Consider the following 24,449-nt stretch of genomic DNA (forward strand, 5'->3'; position numbering starts at 1 on the left):
ACCCGGTGATTGCGCGCGTCGCCGCTCAGCAGTACTTGTCGCTCGGATCCCGCGTCGTCCAGGAGCAGGAGTCGACCTTGGTGCCGCTCGCCCTGGTCAGCGTGGCCGTGTCCTTGTCGTTGTTCCAGACGTAGGCACGGCGGTCCTGGTACTTGTCCGACGTGGTGTCCGAGCCGCTGCCGGTGTGGATCTTCATGTACTTCCCGGCGCCGATCTTGACGTTCGGGAAGACGTACTTGTGGTTCGAGGTGTCCTTGAGGACCCAGCCCTTGAGCGAGACGGCCGAGCTGCCGGAGTTCTTGATCTGCACCCACTCGGCGTTGAGGCTCTTGTTGGAGCGGTTGTCCGAGCCCGGGCTGTCGAACCAGACGTGGTGGATGTGCACTCCGCCGGCCGCCTGGGCCGGGGTGCTGAGCAGGGTGCCGGTGAGCAGGGCCGCGCCCGCGAGCGCGGGCAGGGCAGCGCGAATGCGCACAGTACGCATGGAGAGATCCCCCCAGGATGTCGTCCGCGAGTGTTCGTTCATGGGCCGGTCGTCCATTGGCCCGACTGAAGTGTTATCACATGATCTTCACTGAGACTTCACAAAGGGAAAACCATCCCATCGGGCGATGAAAGCTGTTAACGCACCCGCCCGAGGGATGCCCTGTCCTGGCGGCCGCGGCTTGCGGCAACAATGGGGGGATGACCGACAGTCCCGCCAGTCCGGCACCCCTCGCCGACCCGCACCTCGTCTACGACCCCCTCGCGGGCGACGGCCCCAAGGACGTGGTGATCCTCGGCTCCACCGGGTCCATCGGAACCCAGGCCGTCGACCTCGTGCTCCGCAACCCCGACCGCTTCCGGGTCACCGCCCTCTCCGCGAACGGCGGCCGGACCGCCCTCCTCGCCGAGCAGGCGCACCGCCTGCGGGTGCGGACCGTGGCAGTCGCCCGCGAGGACGCCGTACCGGCCCTGCGCGGGGCACTGACCGAGCAGTACGGCGCCGGGGAGCCGCTCCCCGAGATCCTCGCCGGACCGGACGCGGCCACGCAGGCCGCCGCCTCCGACTGCCACACCGTGCTCAACGGCATCACGGGGTCCATCGGCCTCGCTCCCACGCTGGCCGCCCTGGAGGCGGGCCGCACCCTCGCGCTCGCCAACAAGGAGTCGCTGATCGTCGGCGGCCCGCTGGTCAAGTCGCTCGCCAAGCCCGGGCAGATCATCCCGGTCGACTCCGAGCATGCCGCGCTCTTCCAGGCCCTGGCCTGCGGCACCCGCGCCGACGTGCGCAAACTGGTCGTCACCGCCTCCGGCGGCCCCTTCCGCGGCCGTACGAAGGCACAGCTGGCGCACGTCGCCGTCGAGGACGCCCTGGCGCACCCCACCTGGGCGATGGGCCCGGTGATCACGATCAACTCGGCCACCCTGGTCAACAAGGGCCTGGAAGTCATCGAGGCACATCTCCTCTACGACATTCCCTTCGACCGCATTGAGGTCGTCGTGCACCCCCAGTCGTATGTTCACTCGATGGTCGAGTTCACCGACGGATCCACGATCGCCCAGGCGACGCCCCCCGACATGCGCGGGCCCATCGCCATCGGTCTGGGCTGGCCCGAGCGCGTCCCGGACGCCGCACCCGCCTTCGACTGGAGCAAGGCCTCCACCTGGGAGTTCTTCCCCCTGGACAACGAGGCCTTCCCCTCGGTGAACCTCGCCCGGCACGTGGGGCAGCTCGCGGGCACGGCCCCGGCGGTGTTCAATGCGGCCAACGAGGAGTGCGTCGAGGCCTTCCGCACCGGCGCACTGCCCTTCAACGGCATCATGGATACCGTCACCCGGGTGGTCGAGGAGCACGGCACCCCGGTCACGGGAACTTCACTCACCGTGTCGGACGTCCTCGAAGCGGAGACCTGGGCGAGGGCCCGGGCGCGCGAACTGACAGACCGGACCGCGGAGGCGCGTGCATGACGACCTTGATGTTCATCCTCGGCATAGTGGTCTTCGCGGTGGGCCTGCTCGTCTCGATCGCGTGGCACGAGCTGGGGCACCTGTCCACGGCCAAGCTCTTCGGCATCCGCGTCCCCCAGTACATGGTCGGTTTCGGCCCGACCGTCTGGTCGCGCAGGAAGGGCGACACCGAGTACGGCATCAAGGCCATCCCGCTCGGCGGCTATATCCGCATGATCGGCATGTTCCCGCCCGACGACGCCGGCCGGGTCTCCGCCCGCTCCACCTCACCGTGGCGCGGCATGATCGAGGACGCCCGCTCGGCGGCCTTCGAGGAACTGGAGCCGGGCGACGAGACGCGCATGTTCTACACGCGCAAGCCGTGGAAGCGCGTCATCGTCATGTTCGCCGGCCCGTTCATGAACCTGATCCTCGCGGTCGGCCTGTTCCTCACCGTGCTGATGGGATTCGGCATCCAGCAGGAGACCACCAGCGTCGAGTCCGTCTCGCCCTGTGTGATCGCGCAGAGCCAGCACCGCGACAGCTGCAAGAAGTCCGACCAGGCCTCCCCGGCCGCGAACGCCGGCGTGAAGGCGGGCGACAAGATCGTCTCGTTCGGCGGCGTGCCGACCGGTGACTGGAACACCCTCTCGGACCGCATCCGCGAGAGTGCCGGCAAGGACGTGGCGATCGTCGTCGACCGCAAGGGCCAGGAGCTGACCCTGCACGCGAAGATCGCCACCAACCAGGTCAACAAGAAGGACTCCAGCGGCGTCTACATCCAGGGCGAGTACGTCAAGGCCGGCTTCCTCGGCTTCACCCCGGCCCGCGGCGTCGTCAAGCAGGACTTCGGCCAGTCCGTGACCTGGATGACCGACCGGGTCGGCGACGCCGTCGACTCGCTCGTCGCCCTGCCCGGCAAGATCCCCGCCCTGTGGGACGCGGCCTTCGGTGACGGCCCGCGCGAGCCGGACTCCCCGATGGGCATCGTCGGCGCGGCCCGGGTCACCGGAGAGATCGCCACGCTGGACATCCCGGCCTCGCAGCAGCTGGCCATGGCCGTGTTCGTGGTCGCCGGTTTCAACCTCTCCCTGTTCCTGTTCAACATGCTCCCGCTGCTTCCGCTCGACGGCGGGCACATCGCGGGCGCCCTGTGGGAGTCCCTCAGGCGGAACCTGGCACGGGTGCTGCGCCGGCCCGACCCCGGTCCGTTCGACGTGGCCAAGCTGATGCCGGTGGCCTACGTGGTGGCCGGGATCTTCGTCTGCTTCACCGTCCTGGTGCTGATCGCGGATGTGGTTAACCCAGTGAAAATCTCCTAGCCATCCGACGTTCGAGGCGGCCCGGGACCCTCTGGTCCGGGCCGCCTTCAATCGAGTGGGTTTGACGGGCGGGATGTGCTGACGCCACGGTCGGTGTCGTAATCTCGAAGCCTGGAGCCCGCTGTTCACGGGACCGGACCTTGATCCACGACTTGGGGTTGCACAGCAGATGACTGCGATTTCTCTCGGCATGCCGTCCGTTCCGACCAAGCTCGCCGAGCGCCGGAAGAGCCGGCAGATCCAGGTCGGATCCGTGGCGGTCGGCGGAGACGCACCCGTCTCGGTCCAGTCGATGACCACGACCCGTACGTCCGACATCGGCGCCACCCTCCAGCAGATCGCCGAGCTGACGGCCTCCGGCTGCCAGATCGTCCGCGTCGCCTGTCCCACCCAGGACGACGCCGACGCCCTCGCGACCATCGCCCGCAAGTCCCAGATCCCGGTCATCGCGGACATCCACTTCCAGCCGAAGTACGTGTTCGCGGCCATCGAGGCCGGCTGCGCCGCCGTCCGCGTCAACCCGGGCAACATCAAGCAGTTCGACGACAAGGTCAAGGAGATCGCCAGGGCCGCCAAGGACCACGGCACCCCGATCCGCATCGGCGTCAACGCCGGCTCACTGGACCGCCGCCTGCTCCAGAAGTACGGCAAGGCGACCCCCGAGGCCCTGGTCGAGAGCGCCCTGTGGGAGGCGTCGCTCTTCGAGGAGCACGACTTCCGCGACATCAAGATCTCGGTCAAGCACAACGACCCGGTCGTGATGATCGAGGCCTACCGCCAGCTCGCCGCCCAGAGCGACTACCCCCTCCACCTCGGCGTCACCGAGGCGGGCCCGGCCTTCCAGGGCACGATCAAGTCGGCGGTCGCCTTCGGCGCCCTGCTCTCCCAGGGCATCGGCGACACCATCCGCGTCTCCCTGTCGGCGCCGCCGGTCGAGGAGGTCAAGGTCGGCCTCCAGATCCTGGAGTCCCTGAACCTCAAGCAGCGCGGCTTGGAGATCGTCTCCTGCCCGTCCTGCGGCCGCGCCCAGGTGGACGTCTACAAGCTGGCCGAGGAGGTCACGGCGGGCCTGACCGGCATGGAGGTCCCGCTGCGCGTCGCCGTCATGGGCTGCGTCGTGAACGGCCCCGGCGAGGCCCGCGAGGCCGACCTCGGTGTCGCCTCCGGCAACGGCAAGGGCCAGATCTTCGTCAAGGGCGAGGTCATCAAGACCGTCCCCGAGTCCAAGATCGTGGAGACCCTCATCGAGGAGGCCATGAAGCTCGCCGAGCAGATGGAGGCCGACGGCGTCACCTCCGGCGAGCCGTCCGTCTCGGTCGCGGGCTGACACCCCGGCCCCAGGCGTCGCGAGGTCCGGGGACTCCTCCCGGACCTCCGCACCCTTCAGTGGTGGCGCATCCAGATGTTGGGCTCCTGGTACACGCCCTCGTCCGCGTCCCGGTCGATGCGCAGCAGACTCAGCCCGTCCGGGATCACGTAGTCGCCGGACTCGGGGAAGACCAGTCCGGTCCAGCCCTCCCACTCGGCGACCGTGCCGGTCATCGTCTGCGACGCCGGAGCCGGCGCCAGGATTCTCGCCCCCAGCCGCTCGTGCGTACGGACCCAGGGATCGAGGGCGGACCCGTCGTCGCGCCGCCAGGTCAGGAACGACTCGATCGGCGTCAGCGGATACCGCGCCTTGGTCGTCGGCCGCACCGGGGCCAGCACGCGCCCCAGCCCGGCATCCCGTGCCGCCTCCCGCAGTGCGGTCAGCGTCCGCCCCGCCAGCCCGCGCCCCTGCAGCGCGGGCGCCACCACCGCCCCGCAGATCACCAGTGTGTCCGGCGCGACGCCCTCCTCCCGGCCCTCGACCGCTCGGACCAGGGCCTGCGTGTACCCCGAGGGCAGCCCCTCGACCGTCCCGTCCCAGCGGATCGGCACCCCCCAGCCCCCGGCGACCGGCACCCCGTCCTCGTCCGCCAGGAACAGATCCAGATCGGCGAACCACTCCCTGACCCGGCCCAGGTACTCCGGCACCAGCCGGTCGGCCGTGATGAACGCCGGGAACCCCTCACTGAACAGCTCGGAGAGCTGCTCGCGCGGCCACTCCCGCGCGTCGGAACGTATCGGTGTCAACAGCATGCGCCGTTTGTAGCATAGTTCGTAGCAGGTGGTCGCCCGGTTCGCCGCCGGGGGAGTTGCGCGGAGTGCACGGGCGGAAAGCCCATGGCAGCGCATGGGGCGGCACCGGACAATTTCGGCAGGTACAGTGCGGAGATCAGCAGAACCCCAGGGTGAGGCCCCGTACGTGTTGACCCAGACCACCTCACGGGTGCTCGGACCGAGCGACCTGGATGCCGCGCTCGCCGTCCTCGGCCGCGAGCCGGTCGCGAACGCCTTCGTGACCTCCCGAGTGCAGATCGCGGGCCTCGACCCGTGGCGCCTGGGCGGCGAGATGTGGGGCTGGTACGAGGACGGCATGCTCACGTCCCTCTGCTACGCGGGCGCCAACCTGGTCCCCATCTGCGCCAGCCCGCGCGCCGTCCGCGCCTTCGCCGACCGCGCCCGCAGGGCCGGCCGCCGCTGCTCCTCCATCGTCGGGCCCGCCGGACCCACCGCCGCACTGTGGCGGCTGCTGGAACCCCAGTGGGGCCCGGCCCGCGAGGTCCGCTCCCACCAGCCCCTCATGGTCACCGACCGTATGCCCGCCGACATCGCCGCGGATCCCTACGTCCGCCGCATCCGCAAGGACGAGATGGAGACGATCATGCCGGCGTGCGTGGCGATGTTCACCGAGGAGGTCGGCGTATCGCCCATGGCGGGCGACGGCGGCCTGCTCTACCAGGCCCGGGTCGCCGAACTGGTCGGCTCCGGTCGCTCCTTCGCCCGCCTCGACGAACACGGCAAGGTCGCCTTCAAGGCGGAGATCGGCGCGGCGACGAGCCAGGCCTGCCAGATCCAGGGCGTATGGGTGGCGCCGGAGTACCGGGGCAGGGGCCTGGCGGCGCCCGGCATGGCAGCGGTCCTGCGCTACGCCCTGGCCGACGTGGCCCCGGTCGTCAGCCTCTACGTCAACGACTTCAACACGGCGGCGCGACGGACGTACCGCAAAGTGGGCTTTCAAGAGGTGGGCGCCTTCATGAGCGTTCTCTTCTGAGCCCCCTGTACGCTCCCGGCATGGACCTCGTGATCGGCTCCTTGGACCTCTCAGCCCACGTAGACGAGGCCTTGGCAGTCCAGGCCGTCGCCTTCGGACTGGGCCCCGACGAGGTGGCCGTACGCCGCCAGATCGTCCAGCGCCACATGCAGTACCCCGGCGCACGAGCCCTCGGCGCCACCAGCCAGGGACAGTTGATCGGCTTCGTCTACGGTATGCCCAACTCCCGTACCCACTGGTGGTCCACGGTCGTGGAGCCCTACCTCCGCGCCCAGCAGAACGACTTCTGGCTGGACGACTCCTTCGTCATCACCGAGCTGCACGTCCACCCCGGCCACCAGAACCGCGGCATCGGCCGCCGCCTGATCACCACCCTCACCGACGCCGCCGCCGAACCCCGCTCGATCCTCTCCGCGATCGACACCGACAGCCCGGCCCGCGGCCTCTACCACTCCCTCGGCTATGTCGACCTCGCCCGCCAGGTCCACTTTCCGAGCGCCCCCAAGCCGTACGCCGTGATGGGCGCACCCCTGCCGCTGCGTCGGCGTTAACCGATTTCCACCGGAACAGCCAGCCCGGCTAACCTCCTATGCCATCACCCTTACCCGGCAGGAGTACGAGAACCATGGCGAACGCACCGGTCCAGCGCATGTCCCAGTTGATGGCGAAGACGCTGCGCGACGACCCGGCGGACGCCGAGGTCCTCAGCCACAAGCTCCTCGTCCGCGCCGGCTACGTCCGCCGCACCGCCGCCGGCATCTGGAGCTGGCTGCCCCTCGGCAAGAAGGTCTTCTCCAATGTGGAGCGGATCGTCCGCGAGGAGATGGACGCCATCGGCGCCCAGGAGGTGCTGCTCCCCGCCCTGCTGCCCCGCGAGCCCTACGAGGCGACCGGCCGCTGGGACGAGTACGGCCAGGAGCTGTTCCGGCTCAAGGACCGCAGGGGCGGCGACTACCTCCTCGGCCCCACGCACGAGGAGATCTTCACCCTCCTGGTCAAGGACCAGTGCACGTCCTACAAGGACCTGCCCGTGATCCTCTACCAGATCCAGACCAAGTTCCGTGACGAGGCGCGCCCCCGCGCCGGCATCCTGCGCGGCCGCGAGTTCCAGATGAAGGACTCCTACTCCTTCGACCTGGACGACGAGGGCCTCGCCCGGTCCTACGCCCTGCACCGCGAGGCCTACCGGCGCACTTTCGAGCGCCTCGGCCTCGACTACCGCATCGTCGCCGCCACCGCCGGCGCGATGGGCGGCTCCAAGTCCGAGGAGTTCCTGGCCCCGGCCGTGGCCGGCGAGGACACCTTCGCGGACTGCCCGAACTGCGACTTCGCGGCGAACACCGAGGCGATCGCCTACGAGCTGAAGCCGGTGGACGGCTCGGCCGTGCCCGCGCTCGAGGAGATCCCCACCCCCGACACCCCGACCATCGAGACCCTGGCCGCCTCCCTCGGCGTCCCCGCCTCCGCCACGCTGAAGAACCTGCTGGTCAAGGTGGACGGCGAGATCGTCGCCGTGGGCGTGCCCGGCGACCGCGAGGTCGACCTGGGCAAGGTCGAGGAGCACTTCGCCCCGGCGGTGGTCGAGATGGTCACCGAGGCGGACTTCTCGGACCGCCCGGACCTGGTCCGCGGCTACGTCGGCCCGCAGGGTCTGGGCGAGAAGGTCAAGTACATCGCCGACCCGCGCGTGGCCCCCGGCACCGCGTGGATCACCGGCGCCAACAAGGAGCACACGCACGCCAAGAACGTCGTCGCCGGCCGTGACTTCGAGGTCGACGAGTACGTGGACGTCGTCGTGGTCCTGGAGGGCGACCCCTGCCCGAAGTGCGGCACGGGCCTGAAGCTGGACCGGGCCATCGAGATCGGCCACATCTTCCAGCTGGGCCGCAAGTACGCCGACGCCCTCAAGCTCGACGTCCTCGGCCAGAACGGCAAGCCGGTCCGCGTCACCATGGGCTCCTACGGCATCGGTGTCTCCCGCGCCGTCGCCGCGCTCGCCGAGCAGACCGCCGACGAGCAGGGCCTGTGCTGGCCCAAGGAGGTCGCCCCGGCCGACGTGCACGTCGTCGCCGCCGGCAAGGCCCTGCAGACCGAGCTGGCGCTCGACGTCGCCGAGAAGCTGGCCGCCGCGGGCGTCCGCGTCCTGGTGGACGACCGGGCCGGCGTCTCTCCGGGCGTGAAGTTCACCGACGCCGAGCTGATCGGCGTACCGCAGATCCTGGTGGCCGGCCGCCGCTCCGGCGAGGGCGTGCTGGAGCTGAAGGACCGCAAGACCGGTGAGCGCGAGGAGCTGTCCGTCGAGGACGCGATCGCCCGCCTGACGGCGCAGTAAAGCAAACCCTCAGAGAGTTCTCCGGAGGCCTGTAGGCGTCTCACAGGGTTCTCTCAGGCCGTCCCTCGACCGTAGTGACCGTGACACGGCGTCACGATCACTACGGGAGGGGAACGGTCATGCACACCAGGGAGCGGGGTGCCGCGGCCGCGGTCCGCAGCGGAGCCCGGCGGACGGCGGCCGTAGCGACGGCGGTCACAGCGCGGGGTGCGCCGGGCGCCGACCCTGGTGCAGAACGTCGAGACCCTGGCGACGTGAAGTCCGGGTCGTGGAGGCCCCGTTCGGGATGCCGCTGGGCCGGCTGCTGCCCCTGGACGGCACGGCGGCCGTCCTCGTCGGCGGCTATCACGGCACCTGGATTCCGGCCGCCCGGGCCGCCCGACTCACGCTCACCACGGGAACCTCGGGAACCTCGGGCACCAGGGGCACCAGGGGCACCACGGGCACCGGAGTGCTGGCCGTACTGCCCGCCGACCGCTGCGGTCTCACCGAGACCGCCCGCGTCCTGCGATACCTGGCCCTCCAGTCGGCCGGCCAGTGCGGCCCCTGCCTCAACGGTCTGCCCCGGATCGCCGCCGCGTTCCGCACCCTGGCCGCGCCCGGCCCCCAGGGCACCGCACGGCACAACGTCGCCCGCTGGGCCGGCCTGGCGGAAGGCCGCCGCGCCTGCCACCACCCCGACGGCACCGTACGCCTGGCTCGCAGCGCGCTGACCACGTTCGCCACCGAACTCGACGCCCACGCACAGGGGTTGTGCACCACGACCGACCCCACACCCCTGCTGCCCGTACCGGAGGAGACGCCCTGACATGGCCGACCGCATCCGCATCGACTGGACCACCTGTCAGGGCCACGGCCTGTGCGTCGAACTGCTCCCCGAGCACATCACCTCGGACGAGTGGGGCTACCCGCTGGTCGACGGCGACCCACTACCGGCCCGCGCGGTGAAAAGGGCCCGCAGAGCGGCGGCAGACTGTCCGACGCTCGCTCTGAAACTACGGCCCAGCTGAAATGAGGCGCGGGACCGTATCGGTATGCGGCTCCGCCGCGTGGGCGCGACCAGCCACGAATGACCCGCAGCCGGACACGGCCTAAAGCCACCCCGCAAACTCCAACAACAGCTCCGCATCCTTCGGCCGCCCCACCCGCCGCGCCCGAACCCCCGACTCCACAGCCCGGAACAACGTCCACCCCCGCAGCCGCTCCAGATCCACGTCCAGCGACTCCGCAAGCCGCTTGATCCGCCGCCGAGTCGTCGCCGCCCCCGACGGCGTGGCGATCAGATCCTCCACCCGGTCCCGCACCAACCGTGCCAGATCGAACGCACACTCACCGACCACCGGATCCGGCCCCACGGCCAGCCACGGCATCCGCTCTGCGCCCAGCACCTTGCTCTGCCGAAACGTCCCGTGCAGCAACCGCTGTTCAGGCGGCGCAGCCAGCAACTCCTCGCGCGCCGCAAGCGCCGCATCCACCAACGGCGCCGCCTCCGGCTCGGCCAGAGCACCCGCCCGCATCGCCTCCGCCTGCCGCCCGGTCCGCTCGGCCACCGTCTCGAACACCTGGTCACCCGGCGGCTCGACCCACAGCCGCCGCAGCGTCCCTGCGGCCTCCAGCAGCGCCTTCGCCTCCGGCAGCGACCGCACCGACACGTCCGGATGCAGCCGCTCCAGCAGCAGCACCCCCTCGGCGGCATCCTCGGCGTCCGCTTCCAGCAGCTGTACGGCGCCCAGTCCGGCCCAGTGCGCCAGCGCCGCCCGCTCGCTCTCGGGGCGGGCCCGCGCCGGGGCCAGCTTCAGGACCGCCGGGGTGCCGTCCGCGCGCCGGACCAGCACCACCAGACTGCTGCGCCCGCCGGGCACCTGGACCCGCTCCGCGGTCAACTCGCGCCGGGCGACCGCCCGCAAGGCCGTCCCGGGCAGCCGCGCCAGCCAGTCGTCCCCGGCGGGTGCCGTCTCACCGAGCGCCCGCACCAGCCGCTGGGGCGGTTCGAAAGCCATGCGCGCGTTGTTCCCTTCCTCCTGGGCCGGCCGTACGGGCGGCTACGCGGTCACGTCGTCGGCGACGCCGAGGTAGTGGGTCCGGCCGCACCTGCTTCGTCACCGGCCCGCTCGGCGAGCCCAGGGAAGGCTACGCTCTCCCCGCTCCAGCGCACCGCCCGGACCGCTGCCTCGCGCAGCGCCCCGGCCGCCGTGCCGCGCCGCTCACCGGCCGCCGCCCGCACCAGGTCCGAATACACCCCGGCCACCCGCTCCTCCAACTGCGCGGCCAGCCGCACCGCCGAGGCCGCGTCCGCCACCGGGAACGGCAGCGCGTACGCGGCGCTCGCGGCCACCGGCGCGCCACCCAGGTCGCGCACTTCGCGCACCAGCGCGTCCCGGCGGGCCCGGTGCGCGTCGTACGCCGCCCGCGCATCGGTCCGCCGCCGCTCGTCGATCCGTCCGCCGACGACGCCGTACCCGTACACCGCCGCGTGCTCGGCCGCCAGTGCCGCCTGCAGCGCCGTCAGCTCGGCCTTCTGTGCCTCGTCGCTCACTTGGCCCCCTCGGTCAGCAGGTACGCGTGTGCCGCCCCGGCCGCCGCCACCGCCGCCATCAGCCGGGCCAGTTCCCCGGGCACGTCCAGCAGGGCCTTGGCCCGCCGGTCGGCGAGGCCGCGCTCGGCGGCGGCGAGATCGGCGAGGGCGTCCTTCTCGGCGGCGGGCACGGCCGGCGGGGACGCCGTGGCGGCCGTGGAGGCCGTCGGGGAGGGGGAGTTGGCGGCCTCGGTGCCGCCGAACGCCTCCGCGTGCGCCGCCACCTGTGCCCGCAGCGGCCGCAGCCGCTCCGCGAGTGCCGGATGGACGGCGAGCACGGCGTCGTAACGCTCCAGGAGCCCCGCACTGTCCCCGGCCGCACGCGCGCGTGCCCGGGCGGTCACCGAGGGGGTGCCGCCGCCTTCGCCGGAGTCCGGATCGGCCGAACAGCCCACCAGCAGGGCGGCCCCGGCGGCCGAGGCGAGGAGGGTTCTTCTGCGCGGCCCCGAGGGGATACGCGGCGACGGAGGGTACGGCACTGCAGACGTCCTCGGGGCACTCGTACGAAAGGAACAACACAGGAAGGACAGCGGGCGGGCGGCACGCCCGTGATCACCGTACCCGCGCACCCCGTGCGTACCACTCACCGGCACCGCGCGTACACAGGTGGACGGCAACACTCCCCGCGACCGGATACCCTTTGACCAGACACGCGACCCATCCCACAACAGCACACGCGGCCGAGGAGTCACCCGGATGAGCACCACCCAGAGCGAGAGGCTGCGAGAGCTGCTCGAACCGCTCGTCACCTCCCAGGGGCTGGATCTCGAAGAGATCGCTGTGGACTCGGTCGGACGCAAGCGGGTGCTGCGCGTGGTCGTCGACTCCGACACCGGAGCGGACCTGGACCGGATCGCCGATGTGAGCCGCGCGCTCTCGGTGAAGCTCGACGAGACCAACGCGATGGGTGACGACGCCTACGACCTGGAGGTCGGGACCCCCGGCGCGGAGCGCCCCCTCACCGAGCACCGGCATTATGTGCGCGCCGTGGACCGGCTGGTGAAGTTCCAGCTGGCCGACGGCGGCGAGCTGGTCGCGCGGATCATGACGGTCGACGACGAGGGCATCGACGTCGAGGTGCCCGGCGTGAAGGGCCGCAAGGCGACCGCCCGCCGGCTCGGCTTCCCGGAGATCGCCAAGGCGCGTGTGCAGGTCGAGTTCAACCGCAAGGACAAGAAGGACATGAAGGAAGAGGAGGAGGCGTAGCCGTGGACATCGACATGAGCGCCCTGCGGGGCTTGGTTCGGGAGAAGGAGATCTCCTTCGACCTGCTGGTCGAGGCGATCGAGTCGGCCCTCCTCATCGCGTACCACCGCACCGAGGGAAGCCGCCGGCACGCGCGCGTGGAGCTCAACCGGGAGACCGGACACGTGACCGTGTGGGCGAAGGAGGACCCGGAGGACCTCGAAGAGGGCCAGGAGCCCCGGGAGTTCGACGACACCCCCTCCGGCTTCGGCCGGATCGCCGCGACCACCGCCAAGCAGGTGATCCTGCAGCGGCTGCGCGATGCCGAGGACGACGCCACGCTCGGCGAGTACGCCGGCCGCGAGGGCGACATCGTCACCGGAGTGGTCCAGCAGGGCCGCGACCCGAAGAACGTGCTCGTGGACATCGGCAAGCTGGAGGCCATCCTGCCGGTGCAGGAGCAGGTCCCCGGAGAGACGTACCCGCACGGCATGCGGCTGCGGTCGTACGTCGTCCGGGTGGCCAAGGGCGTGCGCGGCCCGTCCGTGACCCTCTCCCGTACGCACCCCAACCTGGTGAAGAAGCTCTTCGCCCTGGAGGTGCCGGAGATCGCCGACGGGTCGGTGGAGATCGCGGCGATCGCCCGTGAGGCCGGTCACCGTACCAAGATCGCCGTCCGGTCCACCCGTTCGGGCCTGAACGCCAAGGGCGCCTGCATCGGCCCGATGGGCGGCCGGGTGCGCAACGTGATGGGCGAACTGAACGGCGAGAAGATCGACATCGTCGACTGGTCGGAGGACCCGGCCGAGATGGTGGCGAACGCGCTGTCACCCGCTCGGGTGAGCAAGGTGGAGGTCGTGGACATGGCCTCCCGGTCCGCCCGGGTGACCGTGCCGGATTACCAGCTGTCGCTGGCGATCGGCAAGGAAGGGCAGAACGCCCGGCTCGCGGCCCGGCTCACCGGCTGGCGGATCGACATCCGGCCGGACACCGAGCAGGCCGGGGAGCGCGCCGGGGAATAGATCTCGGCCGACTGTCGCTGAGATCACGTCAGCCTGCATCAAGCAACTGTTCGACTTTTCCCCCAAAGGGGTGAGGTCGGTGCGGGGAGGTAGACTTAGAAGTGTCTGGCCGGACGCGTGCCCGCGCATGCCCTGAGCGCACCTGTGTGGGGTGCAGGCAGCGAGCGGCCAAGGACGATCTGCTGCGGACCGTGGTGGACCAGGAACAGTGCGTTCCCGATCCTCGCGGTACGCTGCCCGGCCGGGGTGCGTACGTACACCCCGACCCGGTCTGTCTCGACCAGGCGGTACGCCGCCGGGCGTTCCCTCGGGCGCTTCGCGTCCCCGGGCCGCTCGACATAAAGGCGTTGCGTCGGTACGTCGAGCAGACAGACAGTTGCTGAGCAGGCAACACGGTAAGAAAGCATGTCGCGCGGACCCCTCCGTGCGGCCTGGTACCTCGCGAGTTGAAAGCAGGTCGAGATTGCGATGAGCACTCGATGAGTACGCGATGAGTACGCCCATGAACTAGCGACGGTCCGGCTTCAACCCGGACCTCAGAGGAGCGAAGTGGCTAAGGTCCGGGTCTACGAACTCGCCAAGGAGTTCGGTGTCGAGAGCAAGGTCGTCATGGCCAAGCTCCAGGAACTCGGTGAATTCGTCCGTTCGGCGTCTTCGACGATCGAAGCGCCCGTAGTACGCAAGCTGACCGACGCCTTCCAGGGCGGCGGCAAGCCCGCCCCCCGCAAGGCCGCCCCCAGGCCCGCCGCGCCTTCTCCGGCGCAGGCGGCCCGTCCGGCTGCCCCGAAGCCGGCGGCCCCCAAGCCTCCGACGGCTCCGCAGCCCGCTGCGCCGTCGGTCCCCTCGGCCCCGGCGGCGTCCGCGCCGGCGGCGTCCTCGCCTGCCCCGGGCCCGCGTCCGGGTCCGAAGCCCGCGCCGCGTCCGGCTCCGGCCGCCCCGGAGTTCACCGCTCCGCCGGCCGCTCCGGCCGCGCAGGCTCCGGCCGCGCAGGCCCCGCAGGCTCCGGCCGCGCAGGGTCCGCGTCCCGGCGGTGCCCGTCCGGGTGCGCCGAAGCCCGGTGGCCGTCCGGCCGCCTCCGGTCAGGGCCAGGCCCGTCCGGGCCAGGGCGCCCCGCGCCCCGGTGGCCAAGGTCAGCGTCCCGGTGCCCGTCCGGCCGGTCCGCGCCCGGGTAACAACCCCTTCACCTCCGGTGGCTCCACCGGCATGGCCCGCCCGCAGGCGCCCCGCCCGCAGGGCGGCCCCCGTCCCGGCGGCCCCGGTGCCCCCGGTGCCGGTCCTCGTCCGCAGGGGCCCGGCGGTGCTCAGGGCGGCGGTCCTCGTCCGCAGGCTCCGGGCGGTTCGCGTCCGTCGCCGTCCGGTATGCCCCGCCCGCAGGGCGGCCCGCGTCCCGGCCCGGCCGGTCCGCGCCCGAACCCCGGCATGATGCCGCAGCGTCCCGCTGCCGGCCCGCGTCCCGGCCCCGGCGGTGGCGGTCGTGGTCCCGGCGGTGCGGGTCGTCCCGGCGGCGCCGGTCGTCCCGGTGGCGGCGGCTTCGCCGGTCGTCCCGGCGGTCCCGGTGGCGGTGGCGCCCGTCCGGGCGGTGGCGGCGGCTTCGCCGGTCGTCCCGGCGGTCCCGGTGGCGGTGGCGGCGGCTTCGGCGGCGGTCCCGGCGGTGGCGGCGGTGGCCGTCCCGGCTTCGGCGGCCGTCCCGGCGGTCCCGGTGGCCGTGGTGGCACGCAGGGCGCCTTCGGTCGTCCCGGCGGTCCCGCGCGTCGCGGTCGCAAGTCGAAGCGGCAGAGGCGCCAGGAGTACGAGGCCATGCAGGCCCCGTCGGTCGGCGGCGTGATGCTGCCTCGCGGCAACGGCGAGTCCATTCGCCTGTCGCGCGGTGCGTCCCTCACCGACTTCGCGGAGAAGATCAACGCCAACCCGGCGTCGCTCGTCGCGGTCATGATGAACCTCGGCGAGATGGTCACGGCCACGCAGTCCGTCTCCGACGAGACGCTGCAGCTCCTCGCGGGCGAGATGAACTACACGGTTCAGATCGTCAGCCCCGAGGAGGAGGACCGCGAGCTGCTCGAGTCCTTCGACATCGAGTTCGGCGAGGACGAGGGCGGCGAGGAGGACCTCGTGGTCCGTCCGCCGGTCGTCACCGTCATGGGTCACGTCGACCACGGTAAGACCCGACTGCTCGACGCCATCCGCAAGACGAATGTCATCGCGGGCGAGGCCGGCGGCATCACCCAGCACATCGGTGCCTACCAGGTCTCGACCCAGGTCAACGACGAGGACCGCGCGATCACCTTCATCGACACCCCGGGTCACGAGGCGTTCACCGCCATGCGTGCCCGTGGTGCCCGGTCGACGGACATCGCGATCCTGGTCGTCGCGGCCAACGACGGCGTCATGCCGCAGACGGTCGAGGCGCTCAACCACGCCAAGGCGGCCGACGTCCCGATCGTCGTCGCGGTCAACAAGATCGACGTCGAGGGCGCCGACCCGACCAAGGTGCGCGGTCAGCTCACCGAGTACGGGCTGGTGGCCGAGGAGTACGGCGGCGACACCATGTTCGTCGACATCTCCGCCAAGCAGGGTCTGCACATCGACTCCCTGCTGGAGGCCGTGGTCCTCACCGCGGACGCCTCGCTCGACCTGCGGGCCAACCCGAACCAGGACGCGCAGGGCATCTCGATCGAGTCCCGCCTCGACCGCGGCCGCGGTGCCGTCTCGACGGTCCTCGTCCAGCGAGGCACCCTGCGGGTCGGCGACACGATGGTCGTGGGCGACGCCTACGGTCGCGTCCGCGCCATGCTCGACGACAACGGCAACAACGTCGCCGAGGCCGGCCCGTCGACGCCGGTCCAGGTCCTGGGCCTGACCAACGTCCCGGGTGCGGGCGACAACTTCCTGGTGGTCGACGAGGACCGTACGGCCCGTCAGATCGCCGAGAAGCGCGCCGCCCGTGAGCGCAACGCCGCGTTCGCCAAGCGCACGCGCCGCGTCTCCCTCGAGGACCTGGACAAGGTGCTCAAGGCCGGCGAGGTCCAGCAGCTCAACCTCATCATCAAGGGTGACGCTTCTGGTTCCGTCGAGGCGCTCGAGTCCTCCCTGCTCCAGCTGGACGTCGGCGAAGAGGTCGACATCCGCGTCCTGCACCGCGGCGTCGGTGCGGTCACGGAGTCGGACATCGACCTGGCGATGGGCTCCGACGCCATCGTGATCGGCTTCAACGTCCGCGCGGCAGGCCGCGCGGCGCAGATGGCCGAGCGCGAGGGCGTGGACGTCCGGTACTACTCGGTCATCTACCAGGCGATCGAGGAGATCGAGGCGGCCCTCAAGGGCATGCTCAAGCCGGAGTACGAGGAGGTCGAGCTCGGTACGGCGGAGATCCGCGAGGTCTTCAAGTCGTCCAAGCTGGGCAACATCGCGGGTGTGCTCATCCGCTCCGGCGAGGTCAAGCGCAACACCAAGGCGCGCCTCGTCCGCGATGGCAAGGTCATCGCGGAGAACCTCAACATCGAGGGTCTGCGTCGCTTCAAGGACGACGTCACCGAGATCCGCGAAGGCTACGAGGGTGGTATCAACCTCGGAAACTTCAACGACATCAAGGTCGACGACGTCATCGCGACGTACGAGATGCGAGAGAAGCCGCGGGTGTAACACCTACGGTTCGTGCTGGCCGACGGGACCCCTGGTCCTGTCGGCCAGCACGCCGTTCCGGGGCTCCGCCCCGGGCGCGCATCGCAGTTCGGAGTGCGGTAAAACCCCGTCGAGCCACCGGCAGGAACGGGGTACCGTTCTTGATGTCCCCGGCCACACGGACCCGGGGCCATCGATCCCGTACCGGCGGGTGAACCGGCTACACACATGTACGTGGGGACTCTGTCCTTCGACCTGCTCCTCGGCGACGTCCACTCGCTGAAGGAGAAGCGCTCCGTCGTCCGCCCGATCGTCGCCGAACTCCAGCGGAAGTACGCCGTGAGCGCGGCCGAGGTGGACCACATGGATCTCCACCGGCGGGCGATCATCGGCCTCGCCGTGGTCTCCGGAGACGCAGCGCACCTCACCGACGTACTGGACCGGTGCGAACGGCTGGTCGCCGGCCGCCCCGAAGTGGAGCTGCTGTCCGTGCGACGGCGCATCCACGGCGACGACGACTGACCACAGAACGCAAGAAGAAGAAAGAACGGGAGACGGACCAGTGGCCGACAACGCGCGGGCGAAAAGGCTGGCGGACCTCATCCGGGAGGTGGTGGCCCAGAAGCTGCAGCGCGGGATCAAGGACCCGCGGCTCGGCACGCACGTCACCATCACGGACACCCGGGTCACGGGTGACCTGCGGGAGGCGACCGTCTTCTACACGGTCTACGGGGACGACGAGGAGCGGCAGGCCGCGGCCGCCGGCCTGGAGAGCGCCAAGGGCATCCTGCGCTCCGAGGTCGGCCGTGCGGCAGGCGTGAAGTTCACGCCGACCCTCACCTTCGTCGCGGACGCCCTCCCGGACACCGCCCGGACCATCGAGGACCTGCTCGACAAGGCACGGCAGTCCGACGCGAAGGTCCGCGAGGCCTCCGCCGGCGCGGCGTACGCGGGCGGCGCGGACCCGTACCGCAAGCCGGCCGACGACGAGGCGGCCGAGACGGCCGAGACGGACGGCGACGCCGCGGAATGACCCAGAAGCACACCACGCCCGACGGCCTCGTCATCGTCGACAAGCCGTCGGGCTTCACTTCGCACGACGTGGTCGCCAAGATGCGCGGCATCGCGCGCACGCGCCGCGTCGGCCACGCCGGCACCCTCGACCCGATGGCCACCGGCGTCCTCGTCCTCGGTGTGGAGCGCGCCACCAAGCTCCTCGGGCACCTCGCCCTCACCGAGAAGGAGTACCTGGGCACCGTCCGGCTCGGCCAGAACACCCTCACCGACGACGCCGAGGGGGAGATCACCTCCTCCACCGACGCGTCCAAGGTGACCCGGGACGCCGTGGACGCCGGGATCGCCAAGCTGACCGGCGCCATCATGCAGGTCCCGTCCAAGGTCAGCGCCATCAAGATCGACGGCGTACGGTCGTACAAGCGGGCCCGCGAGGGCGAGGACTTCGAGATTCCCGCCCGGCCCGTGACCGTCTCCTCCTTCACGGTGTACGACGTCCGGGACGCGGTCGCCGAGGACGGCACCGCCGTGCTCGACCTGGTGGTCTCGGTGGTCTGCTCCTCCGGCACCTACATCCGCGCCCTGGCCCGCGACCTCGGCGCCGACCTGGGCGTCGGCGGTCATCTCACCGCGCTGCGCCGCACCCGCGTGGGGCCGTACAAGCTGGACTCCGCGAAGACGCTGGACCAGCTCCAGAAGGAGCTGACCGTGATGCCGATCGCCGAGGCCGCCTCGGCCGCGTTCCGGCGTTGGGACGTGGACGCCAAGCGCGCCCGGCTGCTCCTGAACGGAGTCCGGCTGGAGATGCCCGAGGAGTACGCGGGCGCCGGTCCCGTCGCCGTGTTCGACCCCCAGGGCCGCTTCCTCGCACTGGTCGAGGAGCACAAGGGCAAGGCGAAGAGCCTGGCCGTCTTCGGCTGACCGGGATCAGCCACCTGCCCCCTACGGGTTTCTGCCCGTGGAGCGGCGGCCACGGGGTACTGCCACTGCCGCCGCTCCACGGTCCCCCCTCGGTTCCCCCACCCCTAGGGTCTATCCAGCCGCACCCGCCTATTCACCCGACCGGGCAGGCGCTCGGAGTGAAGCGGGGGAGCGGAAGGGGGCGCTTTCGCCCCGCGAGCTGTCCCGCTGATCACCACGCCCCTACCGTCGAGGTGGAGGGCACGTGTGTACGGGCGGGGAGGTACGGCCATGGCGGGACGGGGCGACGAGGCGAACCGTACCGGATTCTTCGGCCACGCCCGGGACAGGCACCGCACGGACGGCACAGCGGACACAGCCGACACGGACCGTACCGACGACCCGACGCGCAACGACGTCCTCGTCCGCATCCGCGACCTCGCCGGCCGCCCCCGCGGAGTCGGCTTCCTGGCCGACCACCACGGCACCCTCCTCACCAGCCACGAGGCCGTCGACGGACTCGGCCGGCTGGTCCTGCAGACCGCCCGGGACCGCACCTGCGTGGTCGGCGCCGACGCCGTCATCCCCCTGCCCGCGCTCGACCTCGCCCTGATCCGCACCGAGGGCCTGGGCGTGGATCCCCTCCCCTTGACGGTCCGGGAACGCGTCGCGGCCGGTACATACGTCCGGGTCGCCGCGGGCTGCTGGCGCGAGGCACGGGTGCTGGCCGCCACCCGGGCGACGTACACGGCCACCGACCGCTTCCACCTCCTGGAGGACGTCCTGGAGCTGGCCATCGGCACGGCGGGCCGCGACGCCCTCCGGCTCGGCGGCGGCGCCTCGGGAGGACCGGTCCTGGACGCCGACACCGGCGCGGTCCTCGGTGTCCTCGCCACCGCCCTGCACGCCGACCAGCGCGACGCCGGCTTCGCGGTGCCGCTCAGGCCGGCCGGCGGCCCGCTGGCCGAGCTGCTCGCCCGCAACGCGGCCACCGTGCCCGCCTACGGCGCCGACCTCAACCTGGCCGGCGTGCTGGAGCTGACCGCCACCTCGGTGGGCCAGGACGGCCCGCCGGGCGCCCTCGCCGGGTACCTCGGCGCCGCCGGTCCCGGTCCGGTGCCGCCGGTCGAACGCGCCGACGTGATGGGGGAGTTGGCCGCCTTCACCGACGGCGACCGCGCCGTGCTCGGCCTCGTCGGCGCCCCGGGCAGCGGTCGTACGACGGAACTCGCGGCCCTCGCCGCCCGCCGGGGCCGGACCGAGCGGCCCGCGCCCACGCTGTGGCTGCGCGGAGCCGACCTGAGGGACACCGACGACTCCCTGGCCGACGCGGCCCGCCGCGCCCTGCAGCGGGCCGCCCGGATCGTCGCCGCCTCCCGCTCGCTGCAACCCGTCGACCTCGGCGACGTCACACCGGACCGCGTGGCCCGGCTCGCCGCGCAGGCCGGGCGCCCGCTGCTGCTCCTGCTCGACGGCCCCGAGGAGATGCCGCCCGTCCTCGCCCACCGGCTGCCCGAGTGGACCAGGGGGACGGCCGGGTGGCTGCGGGAGACCGGGGCGCGACTGCTGGTGGCCTGCCGGGAGGAGTACTGGGAGCGGGCCGGCGCCGGCTTCCCGGCGGACCTGCGTCCGGTGCCCGCGGGCGGCGGAGCCGACCTCCCGCCGTGCGTCCGGATCGCCGATCTCACCGAGGAGGAGGCCTGCCACGCTCGCGCCGGGTACGGCATCCCCGACGGTGCCCTCACCGACCGCGACGCCCGGCACCCGCTCACCCTGCGCCTGCTCTCCGAGGTCCGCGCCGCCCTCCCGGACGCCCCGCCCGCCGGGCCCGTCGACCGGCACGAGGTCTTCGCCGCCCACCTCGACCTGATGTGCCTGCGCATCGCGGTCCGCCTCGCCGCGGAGAACGGGCTGCGCGGTACGGCCGTGCGGCGGCTCGCGGCCCGGGTCGCGGGGCAGGTGCACGAGGCCGCCCGGCGCAGCCTCGGCCCCGGCCAGGGCGGGCTCGACCGTGCCTCCTTCGAGGCCGTGTTCCCCTGGGGACCTGCCCCGGCCCCGCTCGGCGCCGGCTCCGGCTGGGCCTCCGCCGTCCTCACCGAGGGCCTCCTGGTCCCGGCCGGCGGCGGCTACCGCTTCGCCGACGAGGAGCTGGCCGACTGGATCCAGGGCATGCACCTCGACCTGGACGAGGCCCTGCACGCCCTGGTCCACCGCCCCCGCACCCCCGAGGGAGCCCACCCGCTCCCCGTCCCGCACCACCGCGTCGGCCCGGTCGTCCAGGCCCTGCTCCTCCTCGCCCGTCAGCAAGGACCGCACCAACTCTGCGCTCATTTGGAGGAGTTGACGGACGCCCTGGACGTGGACCCCACCTCCTGGTGGGCAGCCCGGCTGCTGGCCCGCACGCTTCTCCAGGTCCCGGACGCGACGCCGTACGCCGAGGTGCTCCGCCTCCTCGCCGACCGCATCGTCGCCTGGCGCCTCGGCGGGCGGCCCGTACCGCCCGAGTTCGGCCCCGCCTTCTGGACCGCCCTGCCCCTGCCGGCCACCGGACGGTTCGCCCTGCTGCGGGAGCTGGTCCTGGCGGACGGGGCACCTTCGGGGCCGGGGTGCGTGGCTGCGGGCGAGCGCTATCTGGACACCGTGGCCCGGCTGCTCGCCGCCGAGCCCGGTGCCGTACAGCCGCATCTCACCCGCTGGTTCGACGACGAGCGGCCGCTGCCCGCGACCCCGCACGCCACCGTGGCGACCGCCGCGCAGGCGCTGCTGCACACGCACCGGCACGGGGCCCTGGACGACCTCACCGAGGTGCTCGTGGAGAGCGCGCACCCCAAGTCCGACGAACTGCTCGCCGTCCTCGCCGAGGACGAGCCCTCGGCCGTGTGCCGGGCCGTCGACCGCTGGGCGCACGACGAGCGACCCGCCCGCCGGGTGGCGGCGGTGACACACGCGCTGCGCGCGGCCCCCCACGTCCGTTCGGCGGCCGACCGCGAACTGCTGCGCTACGCCGCCCTCGCCCTGCTCGCCCGCCCCGCCGACTGCAGGCTGCACGGCGGCGCCCTCGCCCTCCTGGTCCGCGACCCGCACACCCGCGACCGGTATCTCGCCGAGGCCCTGCGCCAGTTCGCCGACGGCGACCCGCAGGTCCCGCCCGGCGCCCTGGTCCCGGCCCTGACCACGCACACCGAACCCGCCCTGGAGGCCTTCCGCGCCCGGCTGCGGGGCGGCCCGGACCCCGCGGAGACGCTCCGCGCGCTCGCCGACGTCACCATCCCGGACCTGACCCGCCGGGTCGCCGTCCTCGTCCGCGAGGCGGTGGGACTGCGCCCGGAGACGGCCGGGCAGGTGGCCGGGTACGTCGACCGCTGCCTCGACCAGGGCCCCGCCGCCCGCTCCGTCCTGCTGCCCCTGGTCACCGGCCTGCTCGACGGCGGACCCGAAAGAGTCCGGGCAGCCCTCGCCACCGTCCTCGCCACCCCCGGCACCCCGGCCTCCCGCCCGCTGCGCCGCGAGCTGCTGGACTTCCTGCTCACCCACGAGCACGACCCGGACGTCCTGGACGCCGTCCTGCACGCGGCGGCCCCGCACGGCGACGGCCGGGACGCGGAGCTGCGCGCGCTGGTCCACCGCACCGGCCTCCTCCTCGTCCGCACGCCCGACGGCGCCACCCGCTTCGACTGGGGCCTGGTCGTCCTGTCCCGGCACGTGCCGGGCTTCGCCGCGCGGGTGGCCCGCTGGCTCGGCGAGACTCCGCAGGACTGGGTGGCAGTGGTGGGGCCCAGCGCCCGCCGCATGATCGAGAACCTGGCGGGGGTACGCGTCCCGGCCTGAGCCGCCCGCGCCCCGCCTGCCGCGAACGTGCGCCCGGTGACAGCCTCACCCGCGAACGTGCGCCCGGTCACAGCCCCCATGCCGATGCGGGCCACGGGCACCCGGCATGGCACCCTTAGACCTGCACAAGAGGTCAAACGGTAGACACGGACACGGGTTCGAGGAGCGGTCACAGTGCAGCGCTGGCGTGGCTTGGAGGACATCCCCCAGGACTGGGGGCGCAGCGTCGTCACCATCGGTTCCTACGACGGCGTCCACCGCGGCCACCAGCTGATCATCAAGCACGCCGTCGACCGCGCCCGCGAGCTGGGCGTCCCGGCCGTCGTCGTCACCTTCGACCCGCACCCCAGCGAGGTCGTCCGCCCCGGCAGCCACCCGCCCCTGCTCGCCCCGCACCACCGCCGCGCCGAGCTGATGGCGGAGCTGGGCGTCGACGCGTGCCTCATCCTCCCCTTCACCACCGAGTTCTCGAAGCTGTCGCCCGCCGAGTTCGTCGTCAAGGTGCTGGTCGACAAGCTGCACGCCAAGGCGGTCGTCGAGGGCCCGAACTTCCGTTTCGGCCACAAGGCGGCCGGCAACGTGGACTTCCTCGCCGAGCAGGGCAAGATCTACGACTTCGAGGTGGAGATCGTGGACCTGTACGTCACCGGTGCGGCGGGCGGTGGCGAACCGTTCTCCTCGACCCTGACCCGGCGTCTGGTCGCCGAGGGCGACCTGGCCGGCGCCCGCGAGATCCTGGGCCGCCCGCACCGGGTGGAAGGCGTGGTCGTCCGCGGCGCCCAGCGCGGCCGTGAGCTGGGCTTCCCCACCGCCAACGTCGAGACGCTCCCGCACACCGCGATCCCCGCCGACGGCGTGTACGCCGGCTATCTGCACGCGCAGGGCGAGGTCATGCCGGCCGCGATCTCCGTCGGCACGAACCCGCAGTTCGACGGCACCGAGCGCACGGTGGAGGCGTACGCCATCGACCGCGTCGGCCTCGACCTGTACGGCCTGCACGTCGCCGTCGACTTCCTTGCCTATGTGCGCGGCCAGGCGAAATTCGACTCGCTGGACGCCCTGCTGGAGCAGATGGCCGAGGACGTGAAGCGGTGCCGGGAGATCGTGGCGGCGGAGGCGTAGGTCTCCGCTTCGGTACGACGTGTAAGAGAGGCTTCTCCACGACGTGCTACGACGTGCAAGGGCGGCCGGTGCGGTGAGCACCGGCCGCCCTTCGTCGTAGCGCCCTACTGCTGGGGCGGCGGAGCCTGCGGGGGCTGGGCCTGCGGAGGCTGGGCCTGGGGCTGCCCGGGCTGCGGGTAGCCGGGCTGCTGCGGGTACGGCTGGCCGGGAGCGGCCTGCGGGTAGGGCGCCTGCCCCTGCTGGGGCGGGTACGGTTGCTGGTCCGGGGCGTACGGCTGGCCCTGCTGGGGCGGGTACGGTTGCTGGTCCGGGGCGTACGGCTGGCCCTGCTGGGGCGGGTACGGTTGCTGGTCCGGGGTGTACGGCTGGCCCTGCTGGGGCGGGTACGGTTGCTGGTCCGGGGCGTACGGCTGGCCCTGCTGGGGCGGGTACGGTTGCTGGTCCGGGGCGTACGGCTGGCCCTGCG

General features: G+C 72.2%; 23 protein-coding genes. 18 read left to right on the forward strand and 5 right to left on the reverse strand.

Annotation, left to right across the window (positions count from 1 at the left end):
• Positions 1 to 25: 25 nt before the first annotated feature.
• On the reverse strand, positions 26 to 484 hold the full coding sequence (locus ABZ471_RS02880; RefSeq protein ID WP_359061684.1) for a lamin tail domain-containing protein: 459 nt from the start codon (positions 482 to 484) through the stop codon (positions 26 to 28).
• A gap of 200 nt (positions 485 to 684) precedes the next feature.
• On the opposite strand from ABZ471_RS02880, the gene dxr reads away from it, so the two are divergent.
• From dxr to ispG, 3 genes are all read left to right on the forward strand, one after another.
• Positions 685 to 1,950 carry a 1-deoxy-D-xylulose-5-phosphate reductoisomerase gene (gene dxr / locus ABZ471_RS02885; protein WP_359061686.1) on the forward strand — a complete coding sequence of 422 codons (1,266 nt, stop codon included), beginning with the start codon at positions 685 to 687 and terminating at the stop codon, positions 1,948 to 1,950.
• Complete coding sequence (locus tag ABZ471_RS02890; protein WP_359061688.1) at positions 1,947 to 3,251, forward strand: site-2 protease family protein; 1,305 nt, start codon at positions 1,947 to 1,949, stop codon at positions 3,249 to 3,251. The genes dxr and ABZ471_RS02890 overlap by 4 nt, the downstream gene beginning before the upstream one ends.
• A gap of 169 nt (positions 3,252 to 3,420) precedes the next feature.
• A complete protein-coding gene (gene ispG, locus ABZ471_RS02895; RefSeq protein ID WP_359061690.1) occupies positions 3,421 to 4,578 on the forward strand; it encodes a flavodoxin-dependent (E)-4-hydroxy-3-methylbut-2-enyl-diphosphate synthase in 1,158 nt (385 codons plus the stop codon).
• 56 nt (positions 4,579 to 4,634) lie between these two features.
• On the opposite strand, the gene ABZ471_RS02900 is transcribed toward ispG, so the two are convergent.
• A complete protein-coding gene (locus ABZ471_RS02900) occupies positions 4,635 to 5,372 on the reverse strand; it encodes a GNAT family N-acetyltransferase (protein WP_359061692.1) in 738 nt (245 codons plus the stop codon).
• Between the two features lie 166 nt (positions 5,373 to 5,538).
• Here ABZ471_RS02900 and ABZ471_RS02905 point away from each other — a divergent pair, with 166 nt between their 5' ends.
• The 5 genes from ABZ471_RS02905 to ABZ471_RS02925 all read left to right on the forward strand — a co-directional run bounded on the left by ABZ471_RS02905 (position 5,539) and on the right by ABZ471_RS02925 (position 9,729).
• On the forward strand, positions 5,539 to 6,387 hold the full coding sequence (locus tag ABZ471_RS02905; protein WP_359061693.1) for a GNAT family N-acetyltransferase: 849 nt from the start codon (positions 5,539 to 5,541) through the stop codon (positions 6,385 to 6,387).
• 20 nt (positions 6,388 to 6,407) lie between these two features.
• Positions 6,408 to 6,938, forward strand: coding sequence for a GNAT family N-acetyltransferase (locus ABZ471_RS02910; protein WP_359061695.1), 531 nt, complete (start codon positions 6,408 to 6,410; stop codon positions 6,936 to 6,938).
• A 74-nt stretch (positions 6,939 to 7,012) separates the two neighbouring features.
• Positions 7,013 to 8,719, forward strand: a complete 1,707-nt coding sequence (locus tag ABZ471_RS02915; RefSeq protein ID WP_359061697.1) for a proline--tRNA ligase — start codon at positions 7,013 to 7,015, stop codon at positions 8,717 to 8,719.
• Positions 8,720 to 8,987: 268 nt separating this feature from the next.
• Complete coding sequence (locus ABZ471_RS02920) at positions 8,988 to 9,527, forward strand: NADH-ubiquinone oxidoreductase-F iron-sulfur binding region domain-containing protein (protein ID WP_359061699.1); 540 nt, start codon at positions 8,988 to 8,990, stop codon at positions 9,525 to 9,527.
• 1 nt (position 9,528) lies between these two features.
• Complete coding sequence (locus ABZ471_RS02925) at positions 9,529 to 9,729, forward strand: ferredoxin (protein ID WP_359061701.1); 201 nt, start codon at positions 9,529 to 9,531, stop codon at positions 9,727 to 9,729.
• Between the two features lie 81 nt (positions 9,730 to 9,810).
• Here the strand turns inward: ABZ471_RS02925 and ABZ471_RS02930 are convergent, their stop codons facing one another.
• From ABZ471_RS02930 to ABZ471_RS02940, 3 genes are read right to left on the reverse strand one after another with little or no spacing between them, the layout of a single operon-like run.
• Positions 9,811 to 10,719: an aminoglycoside phosphotransferase family protein gene (locus ABZ471_RS02930; protein ID WP_359061703.1), complete on the reverse strand. Its 909-nt coding sequence runs from the start codon at positions 10,717 to 10,719 to the stop codon at positions 9,811 to 9,813.
• A gap of 50 nt (positions 10,720 to 10,769) precedes the next feature.
• Positions 10,770 to 11,255: a ferritin-like domain-containing protein gene (locus ABZ471_RS02935; protein ID WP_359061705.1), complete on the reverse strand. Its 486-nt coding sequence runs from the start codon at positions 11,253 to 11,255 to the stop codon at positions 10,770 to 10,772.
• Positions 11,252 to 11,773 carry a hypothetical protein gene (locus tag ABZ471_RS02940; RefSeq protein WP_359061707.1) on the reverse strand — a complete coding sequence of 174 codons (522 nt, stop codon included), beginning with the start codon at positions 11,771 to 11,773 and terminating at the stop codon, positions 11,252 to 11,254. Before ABZ471_RS02940 ends, ABZ471_RS02935 begins: the two co-directional genes overlap by 4 nt.
• A gap of 217 nt (positions 11,774 to 11,990) precedes the next feature.
• Here ABZ471_RS02940 and rimP point away from each other — a divergent pair, with 217 nt between their 5' ends.
• The 10 genes from rimP to ABZ471_RS02990 all read left to right on the forward strand — a co-directional run.
• Positions 11,991 to 12,500 carry a ribosome maturation factor RimP gene (gene rimP / locus ABZ471_RS02945; RefSeq protein ID WP_359061708.1) on the forward strand — a complete coding sequence of 170 codons (510 nt, stop codon included), beginning with the start codon at positions 11,991 to 11,993 and terminating at the stop codon, positions 12,498 to 12,500.
• Between the two features lie 2 nt (positions 12,501 to 12,502).
• On the forward strand, positions 12,503 to 13,501 hold the full coding sequence (gene nusA, locus ABZ471_RS02950) for a transcription termination factor NusA (RefSeq protein ID WP_359061710.1): 999 nt from the start codon (positions 12,503 to 12,505) through the stop codon (positions 13,499 to 13,501).
• Between the two features lie 101 nt (positions 13,502 to 13,602).
• Positions 13,603 to 13,884 (forward strand): YlxR family protein, encoded by a 282-nt coding sequence (locus ABZ471_RS02955; protein WP_359061712.1) that lies wholly within the window; start codon positions 13,603 to 13,605, stop codon positions 13,882 to 13,884.
• A gap of 166 nt (positions 13,885 to 14,050) precedes the next feature.
• Positions 14,051 to 17,140 (forward strand): translation initiation factor IF-2, encoded by a 3,090-nt coding sequence (gene infB, locus ABZ471_RS02960; RefSeq protein WP_359061714.1) that lies wholly within the window; start codon positions 14,051 to 14,053, stop codon positions 17,138 to 17,140.
• Positions 17,141 to 17,347: 207 nt separating this feature from the next.
• Positions 17,348 to 17,641 (forward strand): DUF503 domain-containing protein, encoded by a 294-nt coding sequence (locus ABZ471_RS02965; RefSeq protein WP_359061716.1) that lies wholly within the window; start codon positions 17,348 to 17,350, stop codon positions 17,639 to 17,641.
• Positions 17,642 to 17,681: 40 nt separating this feature from the next.
• Positions 17,682 to 18,152: a 30S ribosome-binding factor RbfA gene (rbfA, locus tag ABZ471_RS02970; protein WP_359061718.1), complete on the forward strand. Its 471-nt coding sequence runs from the start codon at positions 17,682 to 17,684 to the stop codon at positions 18,150 to 18,152.
• Entirely contained in the window at positions 18,149 to 19,054 is a 906-nt protein-coding gene (gene truB, locus ABZ471_RS02975) for a tRNA pseudouridine(55) synthase TruB (protein ID WP_359061720.1), read from the forward strand. The genes rbfA and truB overlap by 4 nt, the downstream gene beginning before the upstream one ends.
• 270 nt (positions 19,055 to 19,324) lie before the next feature.
• Positions 19,325 to 22,861, forward strand: a complete 3,537-nt coding sequence (locus ABZ471_RS02980; RefSeq protein WP_359061722.1) for a trypsin-like peptidase domain-containing protein — start codon at positions 19,325 to 19,327, stop codon at positions 22,859 to 22,861.
• Positions 22,862 to 23,035: 174 nt separating this feature from the next.
• Positions 23,036 to 23,983 (forward strand): bifunctional riboflavin kinase/FAD synthetase, encoded by a 948-nt coding sequence (locus tag ABZ471_RS02985; RefSeq protein WP_359061724.1) that lies wholly within the window; start codon positions 23,036 to 23,038, stop codon positions 23,981 to 23,983.
• A gap of 254 nt (positions 23,984 to 24,237) precedes the next feature.
• The coding region (locus ABZ471_RS02990) for a hypothetical protein (RefSeq protein WP_359061726.1) at positions 24,238 to 24,449 on the forward strand (212 nt) is incomplete at its 3' end.

Origin of the sequence: Streptomyces sp. NPDC005728, from assembly GCF_040630895.1 — a bacterium.
In the GTDB taxonomy this organism is placed as follows: domain Bacteria; phylum Actinomycetota; class Actinomycetes; order Streptomycetales; family Streptomycetaceae; genus Streptomyces.